This is a genomic window from Rhodococcus sp. IEGM 1379 (assembly GCF_030056815.1).
GTDB lineage: Bacteria > Actinomycetota > Actinomycetes > Mycobacteriales > Mycobacteriaceae > Rhodococcus_F.
In genome coordinates this window covers 177,058-196,509 of sequence record NZ_JASHKR010000003.1, presented here as the reverse complement: position 1 = coordinate 196,509, position 19,452 = coordinate 177,058, and the positions used below count along the sequence as shown (strand labels likewise).

At 61.9% G+C, this 19,452-nt stretch carries 16 protein-coding genes; 13 read left to right on the top strand and 3 right to left on the bottom strand.

Features of this window, described 5'->3' with window-relative positions; translation table 11 throughout:
* Window positions 1-90 precede the first annotated feature (90 nt).
* The 3 genes from QM600_RS03430 to QM600_RS03420 are packed head-to-tail and all read right to left on the bottom strand — an operon-like array spanning window position 91 to window position 3,091.
* Window positions 91-903 (bottom strand): carotenoid biosynthesis protein, encoded by an 813-nt coding sequence (locus QM600_RS03430; RefSeq protein ID WP_283260079.1) that lies wholly within the window; start codon window positions 901-903, stop codon window positions 91-93.
* Window positions 900-2,480 (bottom strand): phytoene desaturase family protein, encoded by a 1,581-nt coding sequence (locus QM600_RS03425; protein ID WP_502942860.1) that lies wholly within the window; start codon window positions 2,478-2,480, stop codon window positions 900-902. The genes QM600_RS03430 and QM600_RS03425 overlap by 4 nt, the downstream gene beginning before the upstream one ends.
* A gap of 5 nt (window positions 2,481-2,485) precedes the next feature.
* Window positions 2,486-3,091: a GNAT family N-acetyltransferase gene (locus tag QM600_RS03420; RefSeq protein ID WP_283260077.1), complete on the bottom strand. Its 606-nt coding sequence runs from the start codon at window positions 3,089-3,091 to the stop codon at window positions 2,486-2,488.
* 216 nt (window positions 3,092-3,307) lie between these two features.
* On the opposite strand from QM600_RS03420, the gene QM600_RS03415 reads away from it, so the two are divergent.
* The 13 genes from QM600_RS03415 to murC all read left to right on the top strand — a co-directional run bounded on the left by QM600_RS03415 (window position 3,308) and on the right by murC (window position 19,331).
* Window positions 3,308-3,889, top strand: coding sequence for an SAV_6107 family HEPN domain-containing protein (locus QM600_RS03415; protein WP_283260076.1), 582 nt, complete (start codon window positions 3,308-3,310; stop codon window positions 3,887-3,889).
* A 237-nt stretch (window positions 3,890-4,126) separates the two neighbouring features.
* Window positions 4,127-4,582 carry an SCO2097 family morphological protein gene (locus tag QM600_RS03410; protein ID WP_283260075.1) on the top strand — a complete coding sequence of 152 codons (456 nt, stop codon included), beginning with the start codon at window positions 4,127-4,129 and terminating at the stop codon, window positions 4,580-4,582.
* A gap of 575 nt (window positions 4,583-5,157) precedes the next feature.
* Window positions 5,158-5,589 carry a division/cell wall cluster transcriptional repressor MraZ gene (gene mraZ / locus QM600_RS03405; RefSeq protein ID WP_094273699.1) on the top strand — a complete coding sequence of 144 codons (432 nt, stop codon included), beginning with the start codon at window positions 5,158-5,160 and terminating at the stop codon, window positions 5,587-5,589.
* A gap of 160 nt (window positions 5,590-5,749) precedes the next feature.
* A complete protein-coding gene (gene rsmH / locus QM600_RS03400) occupies window positions 5,750-6,763 on the top strand; it encodes a 16S rRNA (cytosine(1402)-N(4))-methyltransferase RsmH (protein WP_283260074.1) in 1,014 nt (337 codons plus the stop codon).
* Window positions 6,760-7,455: a cell division protein FtsL gene (ftsL, locus tag QM600_RS03395; RefSeq protein ID WP_283260073.1), complete on the top strand. Its 696-nt coding sequence runs from the start codon at window positions 6,760-6,762 to the stop codon at window positions 7,453-7,455. The genes rsmH and ftsL overlap by 4 nt, the downstream gene beginning before the upstream one ends.
* A 131-nt stretch (window positions 7,456-7,586) precedes the next feature.
* Window positions 7,587-9,368, top strand: a complete 1,782-nt coding sequence (locus tag QM600_RS03390; protein WP_502942859.1) for a peptidoglycan D,D-transpeptidase FtsI family protein — start codon at window positions 7,587-7,589, stop codon at window positions 9,366-9,368.
* A gap of 126 nt (window positions 9,369-9,494) precedes the next feature.
* On the top strand, window positions 9,495-11,174 hold the full coding sequence (locus QM600_RS03385) for a UDP-N-acetylmuramoyl-L-alanyl-D-glutamate--2,6-diaminopimelate ligase (RefSeq protein WP_502942855.1): 1,680 nt from the start codon (window positions 9,495-9,497) through the stop codon (window positions 11,172-11,174).
* Window positions 11,171-12,670, top strand: coding sequence for a UDP-N-acetylmuramoyl-tripeptide--D-alanyl-D-alanine ligase (locus QM600_RS03380; RefSeq protein ID WP_283260072.1), 1,500 nt, complete (start codon window positions 11,171-11,173; stop codon window positions 12,668-12,670). The genes QM600_RS03385 and QM600_RS03380 overlap by 4 nt, the downstream gene beginning before the upstream one ends.
* A complete protein-coding gene (gene mraY / locus QM600_RS03375; protein WP_094273696.1) occupies window positions 12,667-13,749 on the top strand; it encodes a phospho-N-acetylmuramoyl-pentapeptide-transferase in 1,083 nt (360 codons plus the stop codon). Before QM600_RS03380 ends, mraY begins: the two co-directional genes overlap by 4 nt.
* A 2-nt stretch (window positions 13,750-13,751) precedes the next feature.
* The gene (murD, locus tag QM600_RS03370) at window positions 13,752-15,305 is read left to right on the top strand and encodes a UDP-N-acetylmuramoyl-L-alanine--D-glutamate ligase (RefSeq protein ID WP_283260071.1); all 1,554 of its coding nucleotides are present in this window, start codon (window positions 13,752-13,754) and stop codon (window positions 15,303-15,305) included.
* Window positions 15,302-16,654, top strand: a complete 1,353-nt coding sequence (gene ftsW / locus QM600_RS03365) for a putative lipid II flippase FtsW (RefSeq protein ID WP_283260070.1) — start codon at window positions 15,302-15,304, stop codon at window positions 16,652-16,654. Before murD ends, ftsW begins: the two co-directional genes overlap by 4 nt.
* Window positions 16,651-17,823, top strand: a complete 1,173-nt coding sequence (gene murG / locus QM600_RS03360; RefSeq protein ID WP_283260069.1) for an undecaprenyldiphospho-muramoylpentapeptide beta-N-acetylglucosaminyltransferase — start codon at window positions 16,651-16,653, stop codon at window positions 17,821-17,823. The genes ftsW and murG overlap by 4 nt, the downstream gene beginning before the upstream one ends.
* Window positions 17,820-19,331: a UDP-N-acetylmuramate--L-alanine ligase gene (murC, locus tag QM600_RS03355; RefSeq protein WP_283260068.1), complete on the top strand. Its 1,512-nt coding sequence runs from the start codon at window positions 17,820-17,822 to the stop codon at window positions 19,329-19,331. Before murG ends, murC begins: the two co-directional genes overlap by 4 nt.
* The last annotated feature ends 121 nt before the right edge of the window (window positions 19,332-19,452 follow it).

Sequence of the window (19,452 nt, the reverse complement as noted above, 5' to 3'; positions counted from 1 at the left end):
TCGGAGTGATTCGCTGACGAGTTCTCGGGCTGGTGGAGTCATCCGTGGACTGGTGCACAGTCGTTATCGTGCCAGTCGCGTCATCGGTAGTCAGCGACGAGGGGGTGTGTCGGCCAGTGAAGTTCGATCCCGGATGAAGGTGAGTAGCAGCCAGGATCCGAGAATCCCCATCACCGCGAATCCGTACATCGCCGAGTAACGCAACTCCGGGGCGCTGAGGAAGACGGAGTGCGCGAGGGCCGAACCGAGCCAGGTCCACAGAAACAGCCCTATGGGGACGGCCTCGGAGCGGGAGTCCTTCTCGTATCGCGTCGAGATCAGCTCCATGATTGTCGCCATCACCATGCCGACCAGGATCCAACCGGCGTAGTTGGTCAACGGGATGTGCGAGATCCCGCGCAATCCGGCGTTTTCGGCGCACCACGCCCACTGGCGATCGGCCACCATTTGCGGATCGAGGTACAGGTCCCATCCGAGCAATCCCACAACTGTCAGTGTTATGCGACCGATCCGGCGAGACACCGTCGAAAAGTTCCGAACCAGGCGGGTTGCGACGCACCAGATCGGATAGAAACCGGCGGTCCACGCGAACGGAATTATCAAGGGGACACCGGACAGCGCTGGACCCAGTCGATCGACGCTGTAGCTGTAGCAGCCGTACGGAATTCCGGTTGCTGTGCCGACTATTTCCGACACAAGCCCGATTCCTGCGGTGACCGCGATCAATGCAATCGTCCACGCCGCGCCGCGGTTGATTACCGCATGACTGATCGACGCAGCGGCGAGCAATCCGACGACTGCGATCGTGACGAGATCGCGGGTAGACCCGTCGACCAACGGGTACACGATCTGAGCTCCGACAGCGGCGAGCGCCAGAATCAGCGGAACCTTTTGCGGTGTCATTTCTTTCGAAGGATTCGGCGCAGTATCGAGTGTCCGCGGCGTTCGGAGAGTGCAATGCGAGCAGCGTTGCGACCGCTCGCTCCGGATACTCCGCCGCCGGGGTGTGTCGACGCGCCGGTGAGGTACAGGCAGTCTGCGCCAGGTACCCGATGAGCTGACAATTCCGGGAGCGGACGCCACAGCATCATCTGGTCGAGTGACATCTCGACGTGCATCACGTTGCCGCCGATCAAGCCCATCTCGGACTCGAGATCTCGCGGAGTTTGGATGTGCCGCGCCAGAATGCTGTCGGTGAAGCCGGGGGCCGACGCCTCCATCTCTCCGATGATGCGATCAGCCTCGGACTCTGCCAGCGACGCCCAGTCTCGATCCCCGCTCAGTCGGTACGGCTGCCACTGCGACCACAGTGTCACCTGGTGCTCACCCGGGGGAGCGATGCTGGGATCGATCCCGCTGAAACTCATACCGAGGACCGCGGGGCGCGGTGGCAGTTCACCGCCCGACGCAGCGCCTTGAGCAGTTCGTAGGTGGGCGCGATCTGAGACCAGAAGTTGTAGTCCCGACGTGCTCTCTTCGATCGAGGCCGACGGATACTGCGGTAGTTCGGACGTCGCCAACCGCAGGACCATACCGATTCCCGGGCCGACTCGAATCTTTCGGCGCCACCGTTCCAGGGTGGTTGCGTCGAAGCCGCCGTTGCCGAGAAGATCGAGCGTCGTCAGGATGTGGCAGCCGGCGATGACGGAACGGGCCTGCACTTCCAGTCCGCTCGCCGTGGTGACAGTCCAGAGGTCGCCGCGCCGGGCGACCGCGGTGACGGCGTCGCCGAGGCTGACCGTGGCACCGTCGGTGTGCATCCGCGACATGAGCGCTGCGCTCAGTGCGCCGCTTCCGCCGACTGCTCGGCCCGGCGGGAGCGTGTGCATGAGTGCCGCGAACCCCACCATGGAAGCGGTACCAGGCTCCGACATCGGTGGGCCCGACTGGGCTCCGAACCACGCGAGTGCAGCTTTGAGGGGTTCACTGTCGAAGTACTCGTCGAGGAGGGAATCGCCGGTGGCAAGGAATTGGCGCGAGATGTCGCTGCCGCCGCTACCGGTGTCGAGACCCCAGAATGACGACAGCAGATTCGGGCCCGTCGGCGGGGCGGAGAATGCGCGCATAACTCGGGTGCTGCGCTCCGACCAGACGGAAACGAACCGGCGGTAGGCGTCGGCATCTCTTGTGCCACATGCTTGCTCGATAGATCTGCAGGTTTTGTCGAGGTCGCGGTGGAAGACTATTCCGGGACGGTCCGAACCAGGCGGAGACGGCGCGAAGGCCCAGGGATCACAGTCGATGTACCGGAGTCCGTGTGCTGCGAGCCCGAGTTCTTCGATGATTCCGGTGTGTCGAATCATGATGTGGGCCGACGAACCGCGATCCACTTTGTGTCCGGGGAATCGCTCGACCGTCGACACCGCGCCGCCGGGGACGGTGTCCTTTTCGAACACGCGAACCGACCAACCCTCGCGGGCCAGGTACGCGGCCGAGACTAACGCGTTGTGGCCGGAACCGATGACGGCCGCATCAAGAATGTGCGTCACAGGGGCAGTCCTCTACCGAGAACGGCAAAAGGCCGACTGTCTCCGGAGAAGCGGAAGCGTCGGAGTACGTCCTGAAATCCGAGCCGACGGTACAGGCGCCAAGCCCGATTGTCCTCGTCGAACACTTCGGGGGTGGAGAGCAGAACCGAGCGCTCGGGCCGATCATGGAGGAGATGCCGGATCAGGGATTCGCCTAGTCGATGGCCCTGGCCGTTCGGATGAATATGCAACTCGGTGAGTTCGAAGTAGTCGTCGAGAATGGCGGAGATCTCCGACTGTGCACGGCCGGAACGGTGCAGTCCGTGCAGGACCTGCTGGTGCCACCACTGATCTGAGCTCCCGCGATAGCCGTAGGCAATTCCGACCAGTGACTCGACAGTGGGTGAACCGGACCCGGGTCCGGCGAGCGCGCCTACTGCTTTCCATCCGGGGCGGGTCGAGTGCTCGGTCCACATGGGTGCTCGATGGAACTCGGTGCCGCGCGGATAGTCCATTGCGGTGACGTACACGGTTAACGCCTCGTGCAGTCGTTTCGCGAATTCCTCGCGGTTCAGTTCAACCGTGTGTGGTGTCCAGGCGATCTGCGGGTCGACCGGTCTCACCTCTTCTCTTGACGACTTGTCGGTGGGTGCAGTTATATTGAATAGGTCGAACGAATGTTCGATGTGAGTGATCCCGAACTAGCGGGCAATCGTCGGGTTCGGTCCACTCGCGAGGTTCGCAGTGATGTGGTGATGCCCGAAGGGAAGCGGGCATCACCACATCACCGGATTCTGTTTTTTCGTGGAGTGAATCCCTACGTCACGGGAGGTGCCCGGATGTCTGAACGAGTGAAGTCCCAACGAGTGAAGTCCCAACGAGCAAAGTCTGAACGAACCCTGCCCGCGGAATTGTCGAGTCCGTCGGTGTCGGCAGTGTCCAGACTCCCGGCAATTTCGGGAACCGCAAAATTGCCCGAACGCTCCGTGGGTTCCTCCGCAGTGATGGGTTCCGGAGATCGGCCCAGTGGCGGATTCGCGTGGAATCTAGTGGGGAAGGCCGACGCGTTGCTCGCCGAATCCGCCGGAGCCGGCGATGCTGCGGACCGTTTTCGATGCGGCTACCTGGCGGCGCTGCGAGGTGCCGGTGCGGTGTTGGCCGTCGGCGTCGTCGGGACGGGGTCGCGACGCAAGCGAAGCGGAAATGCCTGGGCGCTCCTGGATTCGGCGGCACCGACATTCGGTGCCTGGTCGCGGTATTTCGCGGGATGGTCGGATACGCGGGCGGCAGTCGAGACGGGACTTCGAGTGGAGATCAGCGATGCTGACGCGGATGCATTTGTTGTCGAAGTCGGTCGATTTTTGACTGCAGTCGAGGAATACATCGGACAGGCGCTTCGAATCGATCTGAGAGCGTCCTGAGATTCAGCGCGCCTGAGAAGTCCGAATTTGCAGAAATTGCAGGTTGCACGGCCGGATCGGAGCCGATTTACCGCTCGTCGACACAAATACGTACGCTTGTGGCGGAACTCGTACGTGGAGTTGGTGGTCCGGGACCTAAACTACTCGTATTATAAAAACAGGTAGTCGTTCACGTTGATTACCCGCCGCCTCACACCGTGAGGTGGTTGCCAAACTTCCAGTGCCGGGGGAGGTACCGTGCCACTCTCCGAGCACGAGCAGCGCATGCTCGATCAGATCGAGAGCGCTCTCTATGCCGAAGACCCCAAGTTCGCCTCCAATGTGCGAGGCGGCCGTATGCGGGCGCCGTCTAGTCGGCGACGTTTCCAGGCGGCAGCTTTATTAGTGCTGGGTCTGGTCCTGTTGATTGCGGGAGTCGCACTCCCGTTCAAACCGGGCGGTTTTCCGATAATCAGTTTGGTCGGGTTCCTGTTCATGTTCGGTTCCGGCATCCTGCTCTTGTGGGGTGGCGGTCGACGTACGACAGGAACGTCCACTGCGAATGGTGGTACTCACGGCAGCGAAACTCAGTCCGGACCTCCGGGTGCTGGTGGGCCGAGCGGCGGTCGGGGGCATTCACGCGGACGAAGGTCAGGCGGTGGATTCTCTTCTCGCATGGAAGATCGATTCCGTCGTAGGTTCGAGCAGGAATAGCTCGTAAGCAGATATGTTCATCGATTGCCCTGCTCATTGGGTCAGCAGGGGAGTCCTTGTGGGGTGGCGCGATCTGAGTAGTTGATGACTCCGGCAGGCCACATGTTCGGTGTAAATAGGACGGTCGGCAACCTTTGGTTGCCGACCGTCCTTGCATTTACAGGACATTGGTCCTCCTCCACTTTCCCCCCTGATATGTAAGGAAATGGAGGCCTGTTTGAACCATGAGGGCATTGGTGGGAATTTCCGTATTCTGAGCTGGTCTTTTGTCCAATTTGAGGGTTTACAAGGCTGGGCTGGTGTGAGCGACGGACGTGTGGCTCGGAACACTTCTCGGGATATTCCCCAGCTTCCCCCACCGGCTTTGAACTGCTATTACTCAGCAAATCGGACTCTTGGGTGCCCGTTTGCTCCTTGTGTGTGGGGGAAAGTGGGGTACTGTGGGTGCGGGCGGAGAGCTTGGGACCACAATTCGCCCAATCGGGAGGGTCTCGGTCCAACGCTGAATTTCAGGGTTGGCTCAAAGTTGGTTCCAGGTTGCAGCTTGAAGGACCAAGGCTCGCGGGAGGTGTCGAGTGTTTCTCGGTACCTTCACGCCGAAGCTCGATGACAAAGGCCGGCTCACCTTGCCGGCAAAGTTCCGCGAAGAATTGTCAGGAGGGTTGATGATCACTAAAAGTCAGGATCACAGCCTTGCTGTCTATCCTCGGGACGAGTTCGTCAAGCTTGCCCGCAAAGCAGCGGCAGCTCCACGCAATGATCCAGCAGCACGGGCGTATGTTCGCGCTCTCGCAGCTGGGACAGATGAACAGCACGCCGATGCCCAGGGGCGAATCACCCTCTCGGCTGATCATCGGCGTTACGCAAACCTCTCCAAGGAATGTGTAGTGACCGGCTCTGTCGACTACCTCGAAATCTGGGATCTTGCAGCCTGGGAGAGGTATCTCGGAGACAACGAAGAGGACTATTCGCAGGCAAACGGCGAATCTCTCAGTGAGATCGTCTAGCGGCGGATAGTCCACGGCGAATGCCGCGAGGCCTCTGCCCGGAAAGACCCTGACGCACTTCCCCAGCGCCAGGTTCTACTTCGGGCAGGGACCTCGAAGCATTCGCTGGTTCGAATAGTCATTCTTCATCGGAATCATGAAAGTAGGAGCCGGAGCAAACATGGTTGATCGCGAGGTGAACGAACCCTCGGACGCCGACGGCTTCGCGCACGTTCCTGTTCTGTTGCATCGCGCTGACGATCTTCTCGGTCCCGCCATCACCGCTGTCGGTGACGGCGGTGATGGCGCGGTCATGATCGACGCGACACTCGGTCTCGGTGGGCATTCCGAGTTCTTTCTCGGCAAGTACCCGGGACTCCACCTGATCGGTCTCGATCGTGATACCAACGCGCTGCGGATCGCCTCCGAGCGACTGGCACCCTTCGCGGATCGAACCACGTTCGTGCACACCACCTATGACGGAATCGAAGACGCACTCGAAGAGGCGGGCCTTCCCACCGCCGAGTCGGTACACGCAATCCTCTTCGACCTCGGCGTGTCTTCCATGCAGTTGGACGAGGCCGATCGAGGGTTCGCCTACTCCATCGATGCGCCGTTGGACATGCGGATGGATCAAACAGTCGGGCTCACCGCGGCCGAGGTTCTCAATACCTACAGTCATGGTGATCTCGCTCGAATCCTGAGTACGTACGGCGAAGAACGCTTCGCGGGAAAGATTGCCTCCGAGATACTTCGGCAGCGCGAGAAGGAACCGTTCACAACCAGTGCGGCTCTGGTCGAGTTGTTGTACCGGGCAATCCCCGCAGCCACCCGTCGTACCGGTGGGCATCCCGCCAAGCGCACGTTCCAAGCTCTGCGGATCGAGGTCAACGCCGAGTTGGATTCTTTGCGCGCGGCAGTTCCCGCTGGTCTGGAAGCTCTGGCCGTCGGCGGCCGCGTGGTCTTCATGTCGTATCAGTCGCTCGAGGATCGAGTTGTGAAGGCGGAGTTGGTTCCACGCTCCAAGTCGACCAGCCCTGAGGGGCTTCCGGTCGAGCTTCCCGGAATGGGGCCGGAGTTCAAGATCCTCACCCGCGGTGCTGAGCGAGCGTCGGAGCAGGAAATCGAAGAGAACCCGCGATCGGCGCCTGTGCGATTGCGAGCAGCCGAGCGTATTGCCAGGAGGCGGGCATGACGACGAAGGGAAGCAGTGGGGACGATTCTTCACAGAAGCGCCGTTCCGGTGCAGCGCAGCGTGCCTACGACAAGCGAATGGCCCGTACTGTCGGACGTACGTCGACGGGTAGTGAATCCGGTTTTTCGAGCTCTCGCGGAGGAGAGTTCAAAGCGCGAATTCCGTTTGTTGCCTCCATCATCGGATTGTTCTCGATCGGCCTCGCAGTGACGCTGCTCCTGACAACCAGGTCCGCCGAAGACTCCTATCAGCTGAGCGATGCCCGCGCATTCAATCAGTCTTTGGTGGAGCAGAAGGCTGCGCTCGAGAGGGACTACCAATCGCGTAATTCGGCACCGGAGCTTGCCAACGCGGCAAATGCTCTCGGAATGGTCCCGGCCAAGGATCCGGCTCGGCTCGTTGTACATCCGGACGGAACCGTCGAAGTTGTCGGTACGCCGGCGCCGGCCAGTGCGGCGCCCATGCCGCCACTCGACGCTCCCGTCCCGGCGCCTTCGCCTGTGGTTCCGAGGACGTCCGCAGTTCCGACAACAGTGCCGAAAACGACAGTGCCGGTCCCACCCGCCGCGACACCGGGCGTGCCCAGCAACCCGCAAAACCTCGCTCACGGTGAGCAATTGGTTGCGGTGACCTCTGCGCCGGCTGTACCGACATCGGCGGCGGTGCCGACACCGACCGAGGATCGTCGGTGAATCGCAACTCAGAGTACGACGGCCCTCGGCGAGATTCGGGTAGGCGCCGCGCCGCGCCGGTGAACCGGAAGCGTGCACGCGCGTCCAAAACTTCCGCCTTTCCGTTTCGCCAGCGAGTCGGGCGCATCACGATGTGTGGTGCGCTTGCGGTTGCGGCGTTGCAACTCTTGTGGATTCAGGGCGTCGACGCGCCGAGTCTGGCTGCTGAGGCGGCCAACCAGCGAACCACAACACAGGTGGATCCGGCGGTGCGGGGATCGATCACCGACCGCAACGGCAACCCCCTCGCATTCACCATGGAAGCGAAAGCTCTTACCTTCCAACCGAAAGCGGTACGTGCAGAGTTGGAAGAAGCTCGGTCCAAGAGCATCGAAGCGGGTGTCGAAGTCGACAAACAGCCACCCGAGGTAGCGGATCGCATTGCCGAGATCGCCGCCGGAGTTCACGCGAAGTTGGGCGATGCCGCTCCGGAAAAAGAAGTCCTCGCGAAGATGAACAGCGACGAGACTTTTGTCTACTTGGCTCGGAGCGTCGATCCTGCTGTCGCAGCCGAGATTTCGTCCAGCTTTCGTGAGGTCGGCGTCGAACGCCAGGACATACGCGAGTACCCGGGTGGGTCCCTGGCAGCCAACATGGTCGGTGCAACGGGGTGGGACGGGCACGGACTTCTGGGGCTCGAGTCCTCGATGGATTCGACACTGGCCGGTATCGACGGTTCGCAGACGTACGACCGCGGCAGCGACGGCGCAGTGATTCCGGGCAGTTGGCGCGACAAGCAGCCCGCCGTCAACGGTTCGGGAGTACAACTCACCATCGATTCCGATCTGCAGTTCTTCGTGCAACAGCAGGCGCAGATCGCCAAGGACAAGTCCGGCGCGAAGAACGTCTCGGTTGTCGTCCAAGACGTCCCCACCGGGCAGGTCCTTGCGATGGCCAACGACAATACTTTCAACCCCGGGATCGGTCTCGAAAACAATCTGCGGTCGGTCGAGACAGGCAATCTGTCGGTCACGAGTCCCTTCGAACCCGGCTCTGTGAACAAGATCATCACGGCGGCTGCGGCCATCGAGGACGGATTGACCACACCGGACGAGGTTCTGCAGGTTCCGGGCAGCATCACGATGTCCGGCGCTACCGTGAAGGACGCGTGGGACCACGGGGTTGCTCCCTACACGTCTACCGGTGTGTTCGGTAAGTCATCCAACGTCGGAACGCTGATGCTGGCGCAGCGCGTCGGCGAGGATCGTTTTGCCGACATGCTCGACAAGTTCGGTCTGGGGCAGCGCAGCGAGGTCGGGCTCCCCGATGAGAGTGCCGGCCTTGTGCCCAGCCGTGACCAGTGGTCCGGCGGTACGTTTGCCAACCTCCCCATCGGCCAGGGTTTGTCGATGACGTTGTTGCAGATGACCGGCATGTACCAGGCGATTGCCAACGACGGCGTGCGTATCCCACCGCGGATAGTCAAGTCCACCGAGAACTCGTCGGGAGAGCGGACAGAGTTGCCGCAACCCGAGGGTATCGAGGTGGTTAGTCCGGAAACAGCGGCAGCGGTTCGTGACATGTTTCGCTCGGTAACTCAGGACGACACCGGTAATCAGCGCGGCACGGGTGTGGCCGCCGGAGTCGAGGGTTACCAGGTCAGTGGCAAGACCGGCACCGCGCAGCAGATTGATCCCGCGTGCAAGTGCTACTCCAACTCCAACTACTGGATCACCTTTGCCGGCATCGCTCCGGCAGACAATCCGCGTTTCGTGATCGGAATCATGCTCGACGCTCCCGTTCGGGGTGTCGACGGCGGAGGCGGACAGTCCGCAGCGCCGCTGTTCCACAACATTGCCTCGTGGATGCTGCAGCGTGACAGCGTTCCGATGTCTCCGGATCCGGGTCGTAAGTTGGTGCTGCAGGCAGACTGATGGCGTGGGAATCATGACCGACGCGGTCTTCGTCGGTTCCCGCGCGCGGTAATCTCAGACGTCGCAGTTTTCTTGTTTCAGGATCCTGTGGCTGCCTTTCGACCAACCACAATTGCCAGGAGCCGAGTGACAGTGCCGAACAGTTCGCAATCGTCGTCGGAACCTTCGCCGTCGTCGCCGGATTCTTCCGCATCATCACAGCCTGGTGTTGCGCAGAGTGCACGACCAGTTCATCCGATCGACACGGAGATCGCGGTTCTGGCGGCATTGTCCGGGGCCCGCCTCGATTGGCTTCACGTCGAGTGGATGGGCGCCGCGAAGGCAGCCGACGTCGTCTCCGGTGTTGATCTTCGGGCGCAGGCAATTGTTCCGGGAGATCTGTTTGCGGCGTTGCCGGGTGCTCGCTCGCATGGCGCCGAGTTCGCCGGTGATGCACTTGCCCGCGGAGCTGCCGCGATCTTGACGGACGAAGCCGGCCTGGGTTTGCTTCGCAGATCCGTCCCGAAGACAGACCGACCGGTGAGGGTTTTGGTCCATCCGAAACCTCGTGACGTACTCGGCGAGATCTCGGCCGAAATTTACGGCCGACCGTCGGAGAAGATGCAGGTCATCGGCATTACCGGGACCTCAGGCAAGACCACGACGTCATATTTGCTCGAAGCTGCGCTGGCCGGCGCCGGGCGTACGCCGGGCTTGGTGGGCACTATCGAGACCCGGATCCAGGGCCGTCGAGTGCCGAGCGCCCTCACCACACCGGAAGCGCCGCAGTTGCATGCGTTGTTCGCAGTGATGGCGGAGCAGGGTATCGACACCGTCGTGATGGAAGTGTCGAGTCATGCTCTTTCACTCGGACGCGTCGACGGTATCCGCTTCGATATCGGCGCGTTCACCAATCTTTCACAGGACCACCTGGATTTTCACAGAGATTTCGAAGAGTACTTCGAGGCGAAGGCTCGTCTGTTCGATCCGCAGTCGACTGTCCGGGCCGACCGTTCAGTCATCTGCGTCGACGACGTCTGGGGTCGCCGGATGGCGGAACTCGTCGCCGCTGATGCTCTGACCACCGTGTCGACTTCCGAGTCTGACGCCGATTGGAATGTCGGATCGGTCGAGGTTGCCGACGACGGTTCGCAGACTTTCGATCTGATCGGACCGGATGGACAGTCGTCGCCGGTGTCGTTGCGGCTTCCCGGGCGATACAACGTTGCGAATGCTGCCCTTGCTCTGACCATTTGCGTTGCCGCCGATATCGATCTGCCGGCGGCCGTAGCGGCAGTGGGAGCAGTGGATGTTCCCGGCCGCGTCCAGCGCATCGATCGTGGCCAAGGATTCCTCGCCGTTGTCGACTACGCGCACAAGCCCGCTGCCCTCGAGGCGGTCATTGCAACGCTGAGAAATCAAGTCTCCGGCCGCGTCGGGGTCGTTGTCGGTGCCGGCGGCGACCGAGATGCCGGCAAGCGCGCACTGATGGGTGAAGCGAGCGCGCGCGGCAGTGATCTGCTGATCGTCACGGACGACAATCCGAGGACTGAAGTGCCCGCCACGATTCGCGCTGCAGTGATGGCGGGTGCGCTGGCGGTTCCGGAATCGGAGCGCGGGGTGGTGCTCGAAGTGGGGGATCGCGCCGAGGCGATCGAACAAGCCGTTCGTTGGGCACAGCCCGGCGACGTAGTACTGGTGGCCGGCAAAGGTCACGAAACAGGTCAGGAAATCGACGGGGTCAAGCATCCTTTCGATGACCGCGAGGTGCTGGGCGAGATGATCGACCGGATCGTCGTCAACACAGCACATGGAGGCAAGAAATGATCCCGATGACGCTCTCTCGGATTGCCGAGATCGTCGGAGGAACCCTGCACGACGTCGACGATCCGTCGGCGACCGTGACGGGGACCGTCGAATTCGATTCTCGCAGAATAGGTCCGGGTGGACTCTTCCTGGCGCTGCCAGGAGCCCGCGTCGACGGTCACGAGCACGCCGGTGCGGCAGTCGCGGCCGGCGCAGTGGCTGTATTGGCGGCTCGGCCTGTGGGAGTGCCGGCAATCGTGGTGGCACCACACTCGTCGACCGGTCCGAGTTCGGTCATGGCTCTCGAACATGACGCCGACGGTAGCGGTGCGGCGGTGCTGCGCGCGCTGGGCTTGCTGGCCAGAGCAGTCGTCGACACGTTGTCGGCCGATAACGGTCTGACCGTCGTCGGAATCACCGGTTCCGCCGGAAAAACATCCACCAAGGACCTTGTCGCCGCAGTATTGCGCGGGTCCGGTGAGGTTGTTGCACCGCCGGGTTCGTTCAACAACGAATTGGGCCACCCGTGGACCGCCCTGCGCGCCGACGAGCAGACAGACTTTCTGGTACTGGAGATGTCGGCCCGCGGTGTCGGCCACATCGCTGAATTGGCACAGATCGCGCCGCCCAAGATCGGTGTCGTCCTGAACGTGGGCACTGCGCACCTCGGTGAATTCGGCTCCCGAGAAGCTATCGCGACCACGAAAGGCGAACTGGTAGAAGCTCTTCCGTCGGCTGCTGAGGGTGGTGTCGCCATTCTCAATGCCGATGATCGTATGGTCGCGGCAATGGCGTCCCGTACCGATGCGCGTGTGGTGCTGGTCGGACAATCCGAAGGTGCCCACGTACGGGCAACGGACGTGACGGTGGACGATCAAGCCCGGGCAACTTTCACGCTGAATTCGGACAAGGGTTCGGCGCGAATCCGGCTGGCTGTCCACGGTGAACATCAGGTCGGGAATGCACTCGCTGCTGCAGCCGTAGCCCTGGAAAACGACGTCTCGGTCGCGGATATCGCTCGCATCCTCGAAGACACGAAGGCAGCTTCGGCCCGGCGCATGGAGGTCACCGAACGCAGTGACGGCGTCACCGTCATCAATGACAGCTACAACGCCAACCCGGAGTCGATGCGTGCTGCGCTCAAGGCTCTGGTGTCGATGGCGCGTTCGGATCGACACTTCGGCCGTCGAAGCTGGGCAGTGCTCGGCGAGATGGCGGAACTCGGCCCCGAATCCGTCATCGAACACGATGCAATCGGCAGGCTCGCCGTGCGTCTCGATGTCAGCAAGCTGATCGTGGTCGGGACCGGTCGCACGGCTCGCGCGATGAATCAGGGCGCTGTGATGGAGGGTTCCTGGGGTGACGAGTCCGTAGTGGTCCCCGACGCTGCAGCTGCCGTGGCGATCCTCGAATCGGAGCTTGCACCCGGTGACCTGGTGTTGGTCAAGGCATCTCAGTCGATCGGTCTCTGGACGGTGGCCGAGGCGGTTCTGGCGCAGAAGCAGGTGTCCGAGTGATTCAAATTCTGCTGGCCGCCGGCATATCGCTCGCGGTCTCGATCATGCTCACCCCGATCCTGATCAAGGCGTTCGCCAAACAGGGATTCGGTCAGGAGATCCGGACCGAAGGCCCGGCCAGCCACCAGGCGAAGCGCGGAACACCGACGATGGGTGGTGTCGCGATCCTCGCCGGAATATGGGCGGGATACTTCGGCACTCACCTCATCGGGATGGGTATAGACGGGGCGAGTGGACCGTCGGCGTCGGGGCTTCTTGTCCTCGGCCTGACCACGGCGCTCGGCGGTGTCGGGTTCCTCGACGATTTCATCAAGATCCGTAAGCAACGCAACCTCGGGCTGAACAAGACGGCCAAGCTCGTCGGACAATTCGTCGCCGCAGTAATCTTCGGCATCCTCGCGTTGCAGTTCCGCGGTGCTGACGGCCTGACTCCGGGCAGCGTTCACCTGTCTTACGTTCGTGACATCGCGACGGTCTCGCTCGGTTCCGTCGTGTTCATCGCGTTCTGTTACTTGCTGGTCAGTGCCTGGTCCAACGCGGTCAACCTCACCGACGGGTTGGACGGACTGGCTGCGGGAGCAATGAGTTTTGTTCTCGGCGCGTACGTCATCATCACCTTCTGGCAGTTCCGCAATTCGTGCGAGACCAGTCCGGTGAAGGGCTGCTACGACGTTCGTGACCCGCTCGACCTTGCGTTGATCTGTGCTGCCGGCGCTGGTGCGTGCATCGGTTTCCTGTGGTGGAACGCGGCTCCGGCCAAGATCTTCATGGGGGACACCGGTTCGTTGGCACTCGGCGGCATGCTCGCCGGACTGTCGATCACTACGAACACCGAATTGTTGATGGTTGTCATCGGCGCACTGTTCGTCGCTGAGGCCGCGTCGGTGGTGATCCAGGTAGCGGTGTTCAAGTCCAGCCGTCGACGGGTCTTCCGAATGGCTCCGTTCCATCATCACTTCGAGCTTGCCGGGTGGGCGGAAACCACGGTCATCATCAGATTCTGGCTGCTGGCCGCAATCGCGTCGGCAATCGGACTGGCGCTCTTCTACAGCGAGTTCCTCGCAGCCATCGGAGGCTGACCGTGACCAACCCTGTGGACTCGACCAACTCGGGGGATTTAGGTAACGATCTGAGTTGGCTTCGCGGACAAAGAGTATTGGTCGCCGGCGGCCGAGTCTCCGGCCAGGCGACCATCGAACCGCTGGTAGTCCTTGGCGCCGTGGTCACGGTCGCCGATTCCACGCTGGATTTTGCGGATCGTTGCGCCGAACTTGGTGCCGATACAGTCACCACCGCCTCGATCGAGGCAGATCAGAATTCGATTAAGCAGTACGCGCTCGTCGTGACTAGCCCGGGGTTCCGGCCGGACGCACCGATTCTTGCGGCAGCCGCCGGTCACGGTATTCCGATCTGGGGCGACGTCGAGTTGTCATGGCGGGTTGACCACTGCGGTCTGTACGGACCGCCGCGAAAGTGGCTCGTCGTCACGGGAACCAACGGCAAGACGACAACAACCTCGATGCTCGCCTCGATTCTGGACGCTGCGGGTCTCGAAGGTCGCGCGTGCGGCAATATCGGTCTGCCAGTGCTGGAAGCGTTGATGGACACGTCGCCTCGCGTCGACTATCTGGCCGTCGAGCTGTCGTCGTTCCAATTGCACTGGGCCCCTTCGGTGTGCCCTGATGCCGGCGTAGTTCTCAATGTCGCTGAAGACCACCTGGATTGGCACGGTGGTATGGCTGCGTATGCCGAGGCGAAGGCACGGGCGCTCAGTGGCAAGGTCGCGGTCGTCGGGCTTGACGACGCTATTGCCGCGCAATTGGGCCGCGCTGCTTCTGCCGACGTCGTCGTGGGATTTCGATTGGGCGCTCCGGTTGACGGAGAGTTGGGTGTTGCAGACGGGTTTCTCGTCGACAACGCATTCGGAACGGGCGTGCAACTGGCTGAGGCTGCGGATATCGATCCGCCCGGTCCGGCCGGCATCATGGACGCACTTGCCGCTGCCGCGCTCGCCCGAGCTGTCGGGATCGCTGCCGACGCGGTTCGAGCCGGGTTGGCAGCTCATCAGGTGGGACCGCATCGAGGCGCAGTTGTCGGCACGGTGGGTTCGGTGGTCTTCGTCGACGATTCCAAGGCGACCAATCCGCATGCCGCACGGCCGTCGATCCTGGCGCACGAACGCGTGGTGTGGATTGCCGGTGGACTGCTCAAGGGTGCCAGTGTCGACGAGTTGGTGGCCGAGGTTGGCAGCAGGCTTGCCGGCGCAGTGTTGCTGGGAAGCGATGCCGGTGAGATCGAGCAGGCGTTGTCGCGACACGCGCCCGAGGTCCCCGTCGTCCGCGTGGGAACGGAGGACGATGCACAGGTGAACAAAATTCACAGCTCGTCGACGAAGTTCGTGACCTTGCCTTCGGGATCCGACGCCGATGCGGTGATGGCGGCCGTGGTCGGTGAGGCCGCGGAGTTGGCCTTGGTATCGGTACTGCCCGGCAGTGCGGTGGTTCTGGCACCGGCAGCTGCGTCATTGGACATGTTCGACAGCTACGGCCATCGCGGCAACAGTTTTGCTGCTGCCGTTGCGGCGTTGTCCGATCCGCCACCCGGATCAGTGAGCGAAGCCGGAAACGCACAATGACCCAGGGTCCCAAGACCCGAATCGGTGCCTGGTTGGCGCGGCCGTTGGCGTCGTTCCATCTGGTGGTCACGATTGCCGTGATGTTGACGGTCTTGGGCCTGGTGATGGTGCTGTCCGCTTCGGGCGTCGAGCAATATACAAGCGGTGGTTCAGCCTATTCGCTGTTCTTTCAGCAGTTGATCTTCGCAGTGCTGGGTTCGGTACTTTTTTATGTGGCCTTGAGGATTCCGGCACACACTATTCGACGATTCTCGTTTCCGGTTTTTGTCGTCGTGTTGATCATGCTGGTGCTGGTGCTCATTCCGGGAATCGGCACCGCAGCTCAGGGTGCGCGTCGATGGTTCACGGTGGGCGGCTTCTCGCTTCAACCATCGGAGCTCATGAAAGTTGTGCTCGCAATTTGGGGTGCGCATTTGCTCGCGTCGAGGAGGACCGACGACAATTCGGCTCGCTCGATCCTGATCCCGCTCGTGCCGGCAGCGCTCCTGGTGTTCGCTTTGGTTGTCGCACAACCGAACCTGAGCACGACGATCGCTTTGGGCATCATCCTCGGTGCGCTCTTGTGGTTCGGCGGTCTTCCGTTGAAATTGTTCGGAACTATTGCCGTTACCGGTGTCGTGCTCGCCGGAACACTTGCATTGACCGCTGGGTACCGATCGGACCGGGTCAAGTCGTTCTTCAATCCCAGTGATGACCTTCAGGGCGGCAATTACCAAGCGAAGCAAGCTCTGTATTCGCTCGCTGACGGCAAGATCTTCGGGGTGGGTTTGGGGCAGAGCGCCGCCAAATGGAATTACCTGCCCAACGCGCACAACGACTTCATCTTCGCGATCATCGGCGAGGAACTGGGTTTTGTCGGTTGCCTCGTCGTTCTCGGACTCTTCGCGGGGTTTGTCTACACCGGCTTGCGTATCGCGGCTCGAAGTATCGATCCGTTCTGGCGACTGCTCTCCGCCACTGCAACCACGTGGATAGTCGGTCAGGCGATGATCAATATCGGATACGTGATCGGATTGCTCCCCGTGACGGGCCTTCAATTGCCACTGGTCTCCGCGGGCGGTTCGTCGCTGGCGATCACGTTGTTCATGTTCGGCATCATCGCGAATGCCGCGCGTCACGAACCCGAAGCCATCGCGGCCTTGCGTTCCGGTCAGGACGGTAAGATTTCCAGGCTCCTGCGGTTGCCGCTGCCGGTTCCGTACCAGGCATTCGGCGCAGTTCGTCGTGCTGCCCCGCAGCGTCGCAAGGAGCAGCCAGGCCAGGCAGGGCAGAATGGACGACGTCGGCAGGCGCCGACTCGGAACACACAGGACCCACAAGATATTCGAGAGCGAGGAATTCGTAGGTGAGCGGCAAAAATTCGGCCCTGTCGGTAGTAGTGGCCGGGGGAGGAACAGCCGGTCATATCGAGCCAGCTCTGGCAGTGGCGGACGCAGTGAAAGCTCTGGCTCCCGACACCGTGATCACCGCGCTGGGGACGGCCCGAGGTCTGGAAACGACGTTGGTACCGGCCCGCGGATACACCCTCGAACTGATCCCACCGGTCCCACTGCCCCGTAAGCCGACGATGGATCTGGTGAAACTCCCGATGCGCATTCGGGCCTCGGTCCGTAAGACGCGCGAGGTCCTCGACTCCGTCGATGCGGACGTCATCGTGGGTTTCGGCGGATATGTGGCATTGCCCGCGTATCTCGCTGCACGCGGTGGGTTGCTTCGACGCCGTCGCAATATCCCGATTGTCATTCACGAAGCCAACGCCAGTGCCGGGATCGCGAACAAGATCGGCGCACGACTTGCAACGCGAGTTCTGGCTGCAGTGCCGGGATCAGGTGTGAAGAATCGCGGCGCCGACGATGCCGACATCGTAGGGATTCCGGTTCGGGCATCCATCGCGAATTTCGACCGGGCGGGTTTGCGGTCGCAGGCTCGGGAGTACTTCGGGCTTCCGCAGGACGGGCCGGTTCTGCTGGTCTTCGGCGGTTCACAGGGCGCAGCATCACTGAACGACGCGGTCAGCGGAGCGGCGCAGGCTCTAGCTGATGCCGGAATTTCGGTGTTGCATGCGCATGGACCCAAGAACTCGCTTGTCGTGACGCAGCATTCGGCGTCGGCGCCGTATGTTGCTGTTCCGTACCTGTCTCGGATGGACCTCGCGTATGCGGCCGCCGACGCAGCGATTTGCCGTTCGGGTGCCATGACGGTTGCCGAGGTGTCGGCAGTTGGGCTACCGGCCGTGTACGTGCCGTTGCCACACGGAAACGGGGAGCAGGAACTCAATGCAAAACCTGTAGTCGCCGCGGGCGGCGCGGTCATTGTCAGTGATGCTGAACTGACGCCGGCATTTGTAGCCGCCACCGTCGTGCCATTGCTCGTCGACGCGACGCGTCTGCAGGAAATGAGCGACGGTGCCAGCGGCCTCGGGCACAGAACTGCCGCCACCGAAATTGCGCGAATCGTTCTGGAAACAGCAGAACGCCACAACACAGCTGTAAGCAACAACATTAGGGGAAACCGATGACCGCGCTGCCCGCCCACCTCGAGCGAGTACACATGGTGGGAATAGGTGGTGCCGGCATGTCCGGCATCGCACGAATTCTGTTGTCCCGCGGTGGACTTGTATCAGGATCGGACGCGAAGGAAAGCCGTGGCGTGTTGGCGTTGCGGGCGCGCGGAGCGCAAGTCCGTATCGGGCACGACGCCGACGCACTCGACTTGTTGCCCGGTGGGCCCACCGTAGTTGTCACAACACATGCAGCCATTCCCAAGGACAACCCCGAGCTCGTCGAGGCAGCACGTCGTGGGATTCCGGTGATTCTCCGGCCGGCGGTTCTCGCGTCGTTGATGGAGGGAAACCGCACGTTCCTGGTTTCGGGTACTCACGGCAAGACGTCGACGACGTCGATGTTGGTGGTTGCGTTGCAGCACTGCGGTTTCGATCCTTCGTTTGCTGTGGGCGGCGAACTCAACGAAGCCGGCACCAACGCGCACCACGGCAGTGGCGATGTCTTCGTGGCCGAGGCGGACGAGAGCGACGGGTCGCTACTGCAGTACGACCCCGACACGATAGTCGTGACCAATATCGAAGCCGATCACCTGGATTACTTCGGAAGCGTCGAGAAGTACGTTCAGGTATTCGATGATTTTGTCGACAAACTTGCTCCCGGTGGACTGCTGATCGCGTGCCTCGACGACGAGGGCTCTGCGGATCTTGCGAAGCGCGTAGTTGCATCCGGACGCAAGGACATTCGGGTTATCGGCTACGGCAGTGCAGATGTTGACGTAGCGGACGCCTTCGAGCCTGTCGACGGAGTCGAGGTGGGTGTGCGCCTACTCGATTTCCGTGCCCACGACGTAGGCGGTGTACTTCAATTCCAGTTGGCCGGAGAAGCTGCTGCGCGGACGGTGCGCATGGCGGTTCCGGGACGCCATATGGCGTTGAATGCGCTTGCTGCACTCTTGGCTGCCCAAGCTGCGGGCGCAGAAATCGACGAAATAGTCGAAGGTCTAGCCGGATTCGGGGGAGTGCACCGACGCTTCCAGTTCACCGGTCGTGAGCGCGGAGTGCGAGTATTCGACGACTACGCGCACCATCCCACAGAGGTGCGTGCCGTGCTGAGTGCCGCGGCGGATCTCGTTCGCCCGCAGGATGATTCGTCGGTTTCGAATTCTGCGGCCGGCCGGGTAATCGTGGTATTCCAGCCGCACCTGTATTCGCGGACGGCTACCTTCGCTACGGAGTTCGCGGCTGCGTTGGACCTGGCAGACGAGGTGGTCGTGCTCGACGTCTATGGCGCCCGTGAAGAACCGATGCCCGGTGTCAGTGGGGCACTGGTTGCCCAGTCGGTCACCAAGCCCGTTCACTATCAGCCTGATCTGTCGTTGGCGCCGCGTCAGGTTGCCGGGCTCGCGCACCCGGGCGACATCGTCATCACGATGGGTGCGGGTGATGTCACGATGTTGGGCAAGCAGATCCTCGATGCGCTGCGCACGGTTCCTCATCAGGCTCAGCGCACGCAGTCGCTATGAGTCCTGACGCACGCAGTCACCGTGGTCGGCGAGATCCGGGGGCGCGGCGGGCCACGACCACACGTCGGCGAAGCACTCGAACCGAATCCCGCTATTCGACGCGTGCAACCGCGCCGGCCGC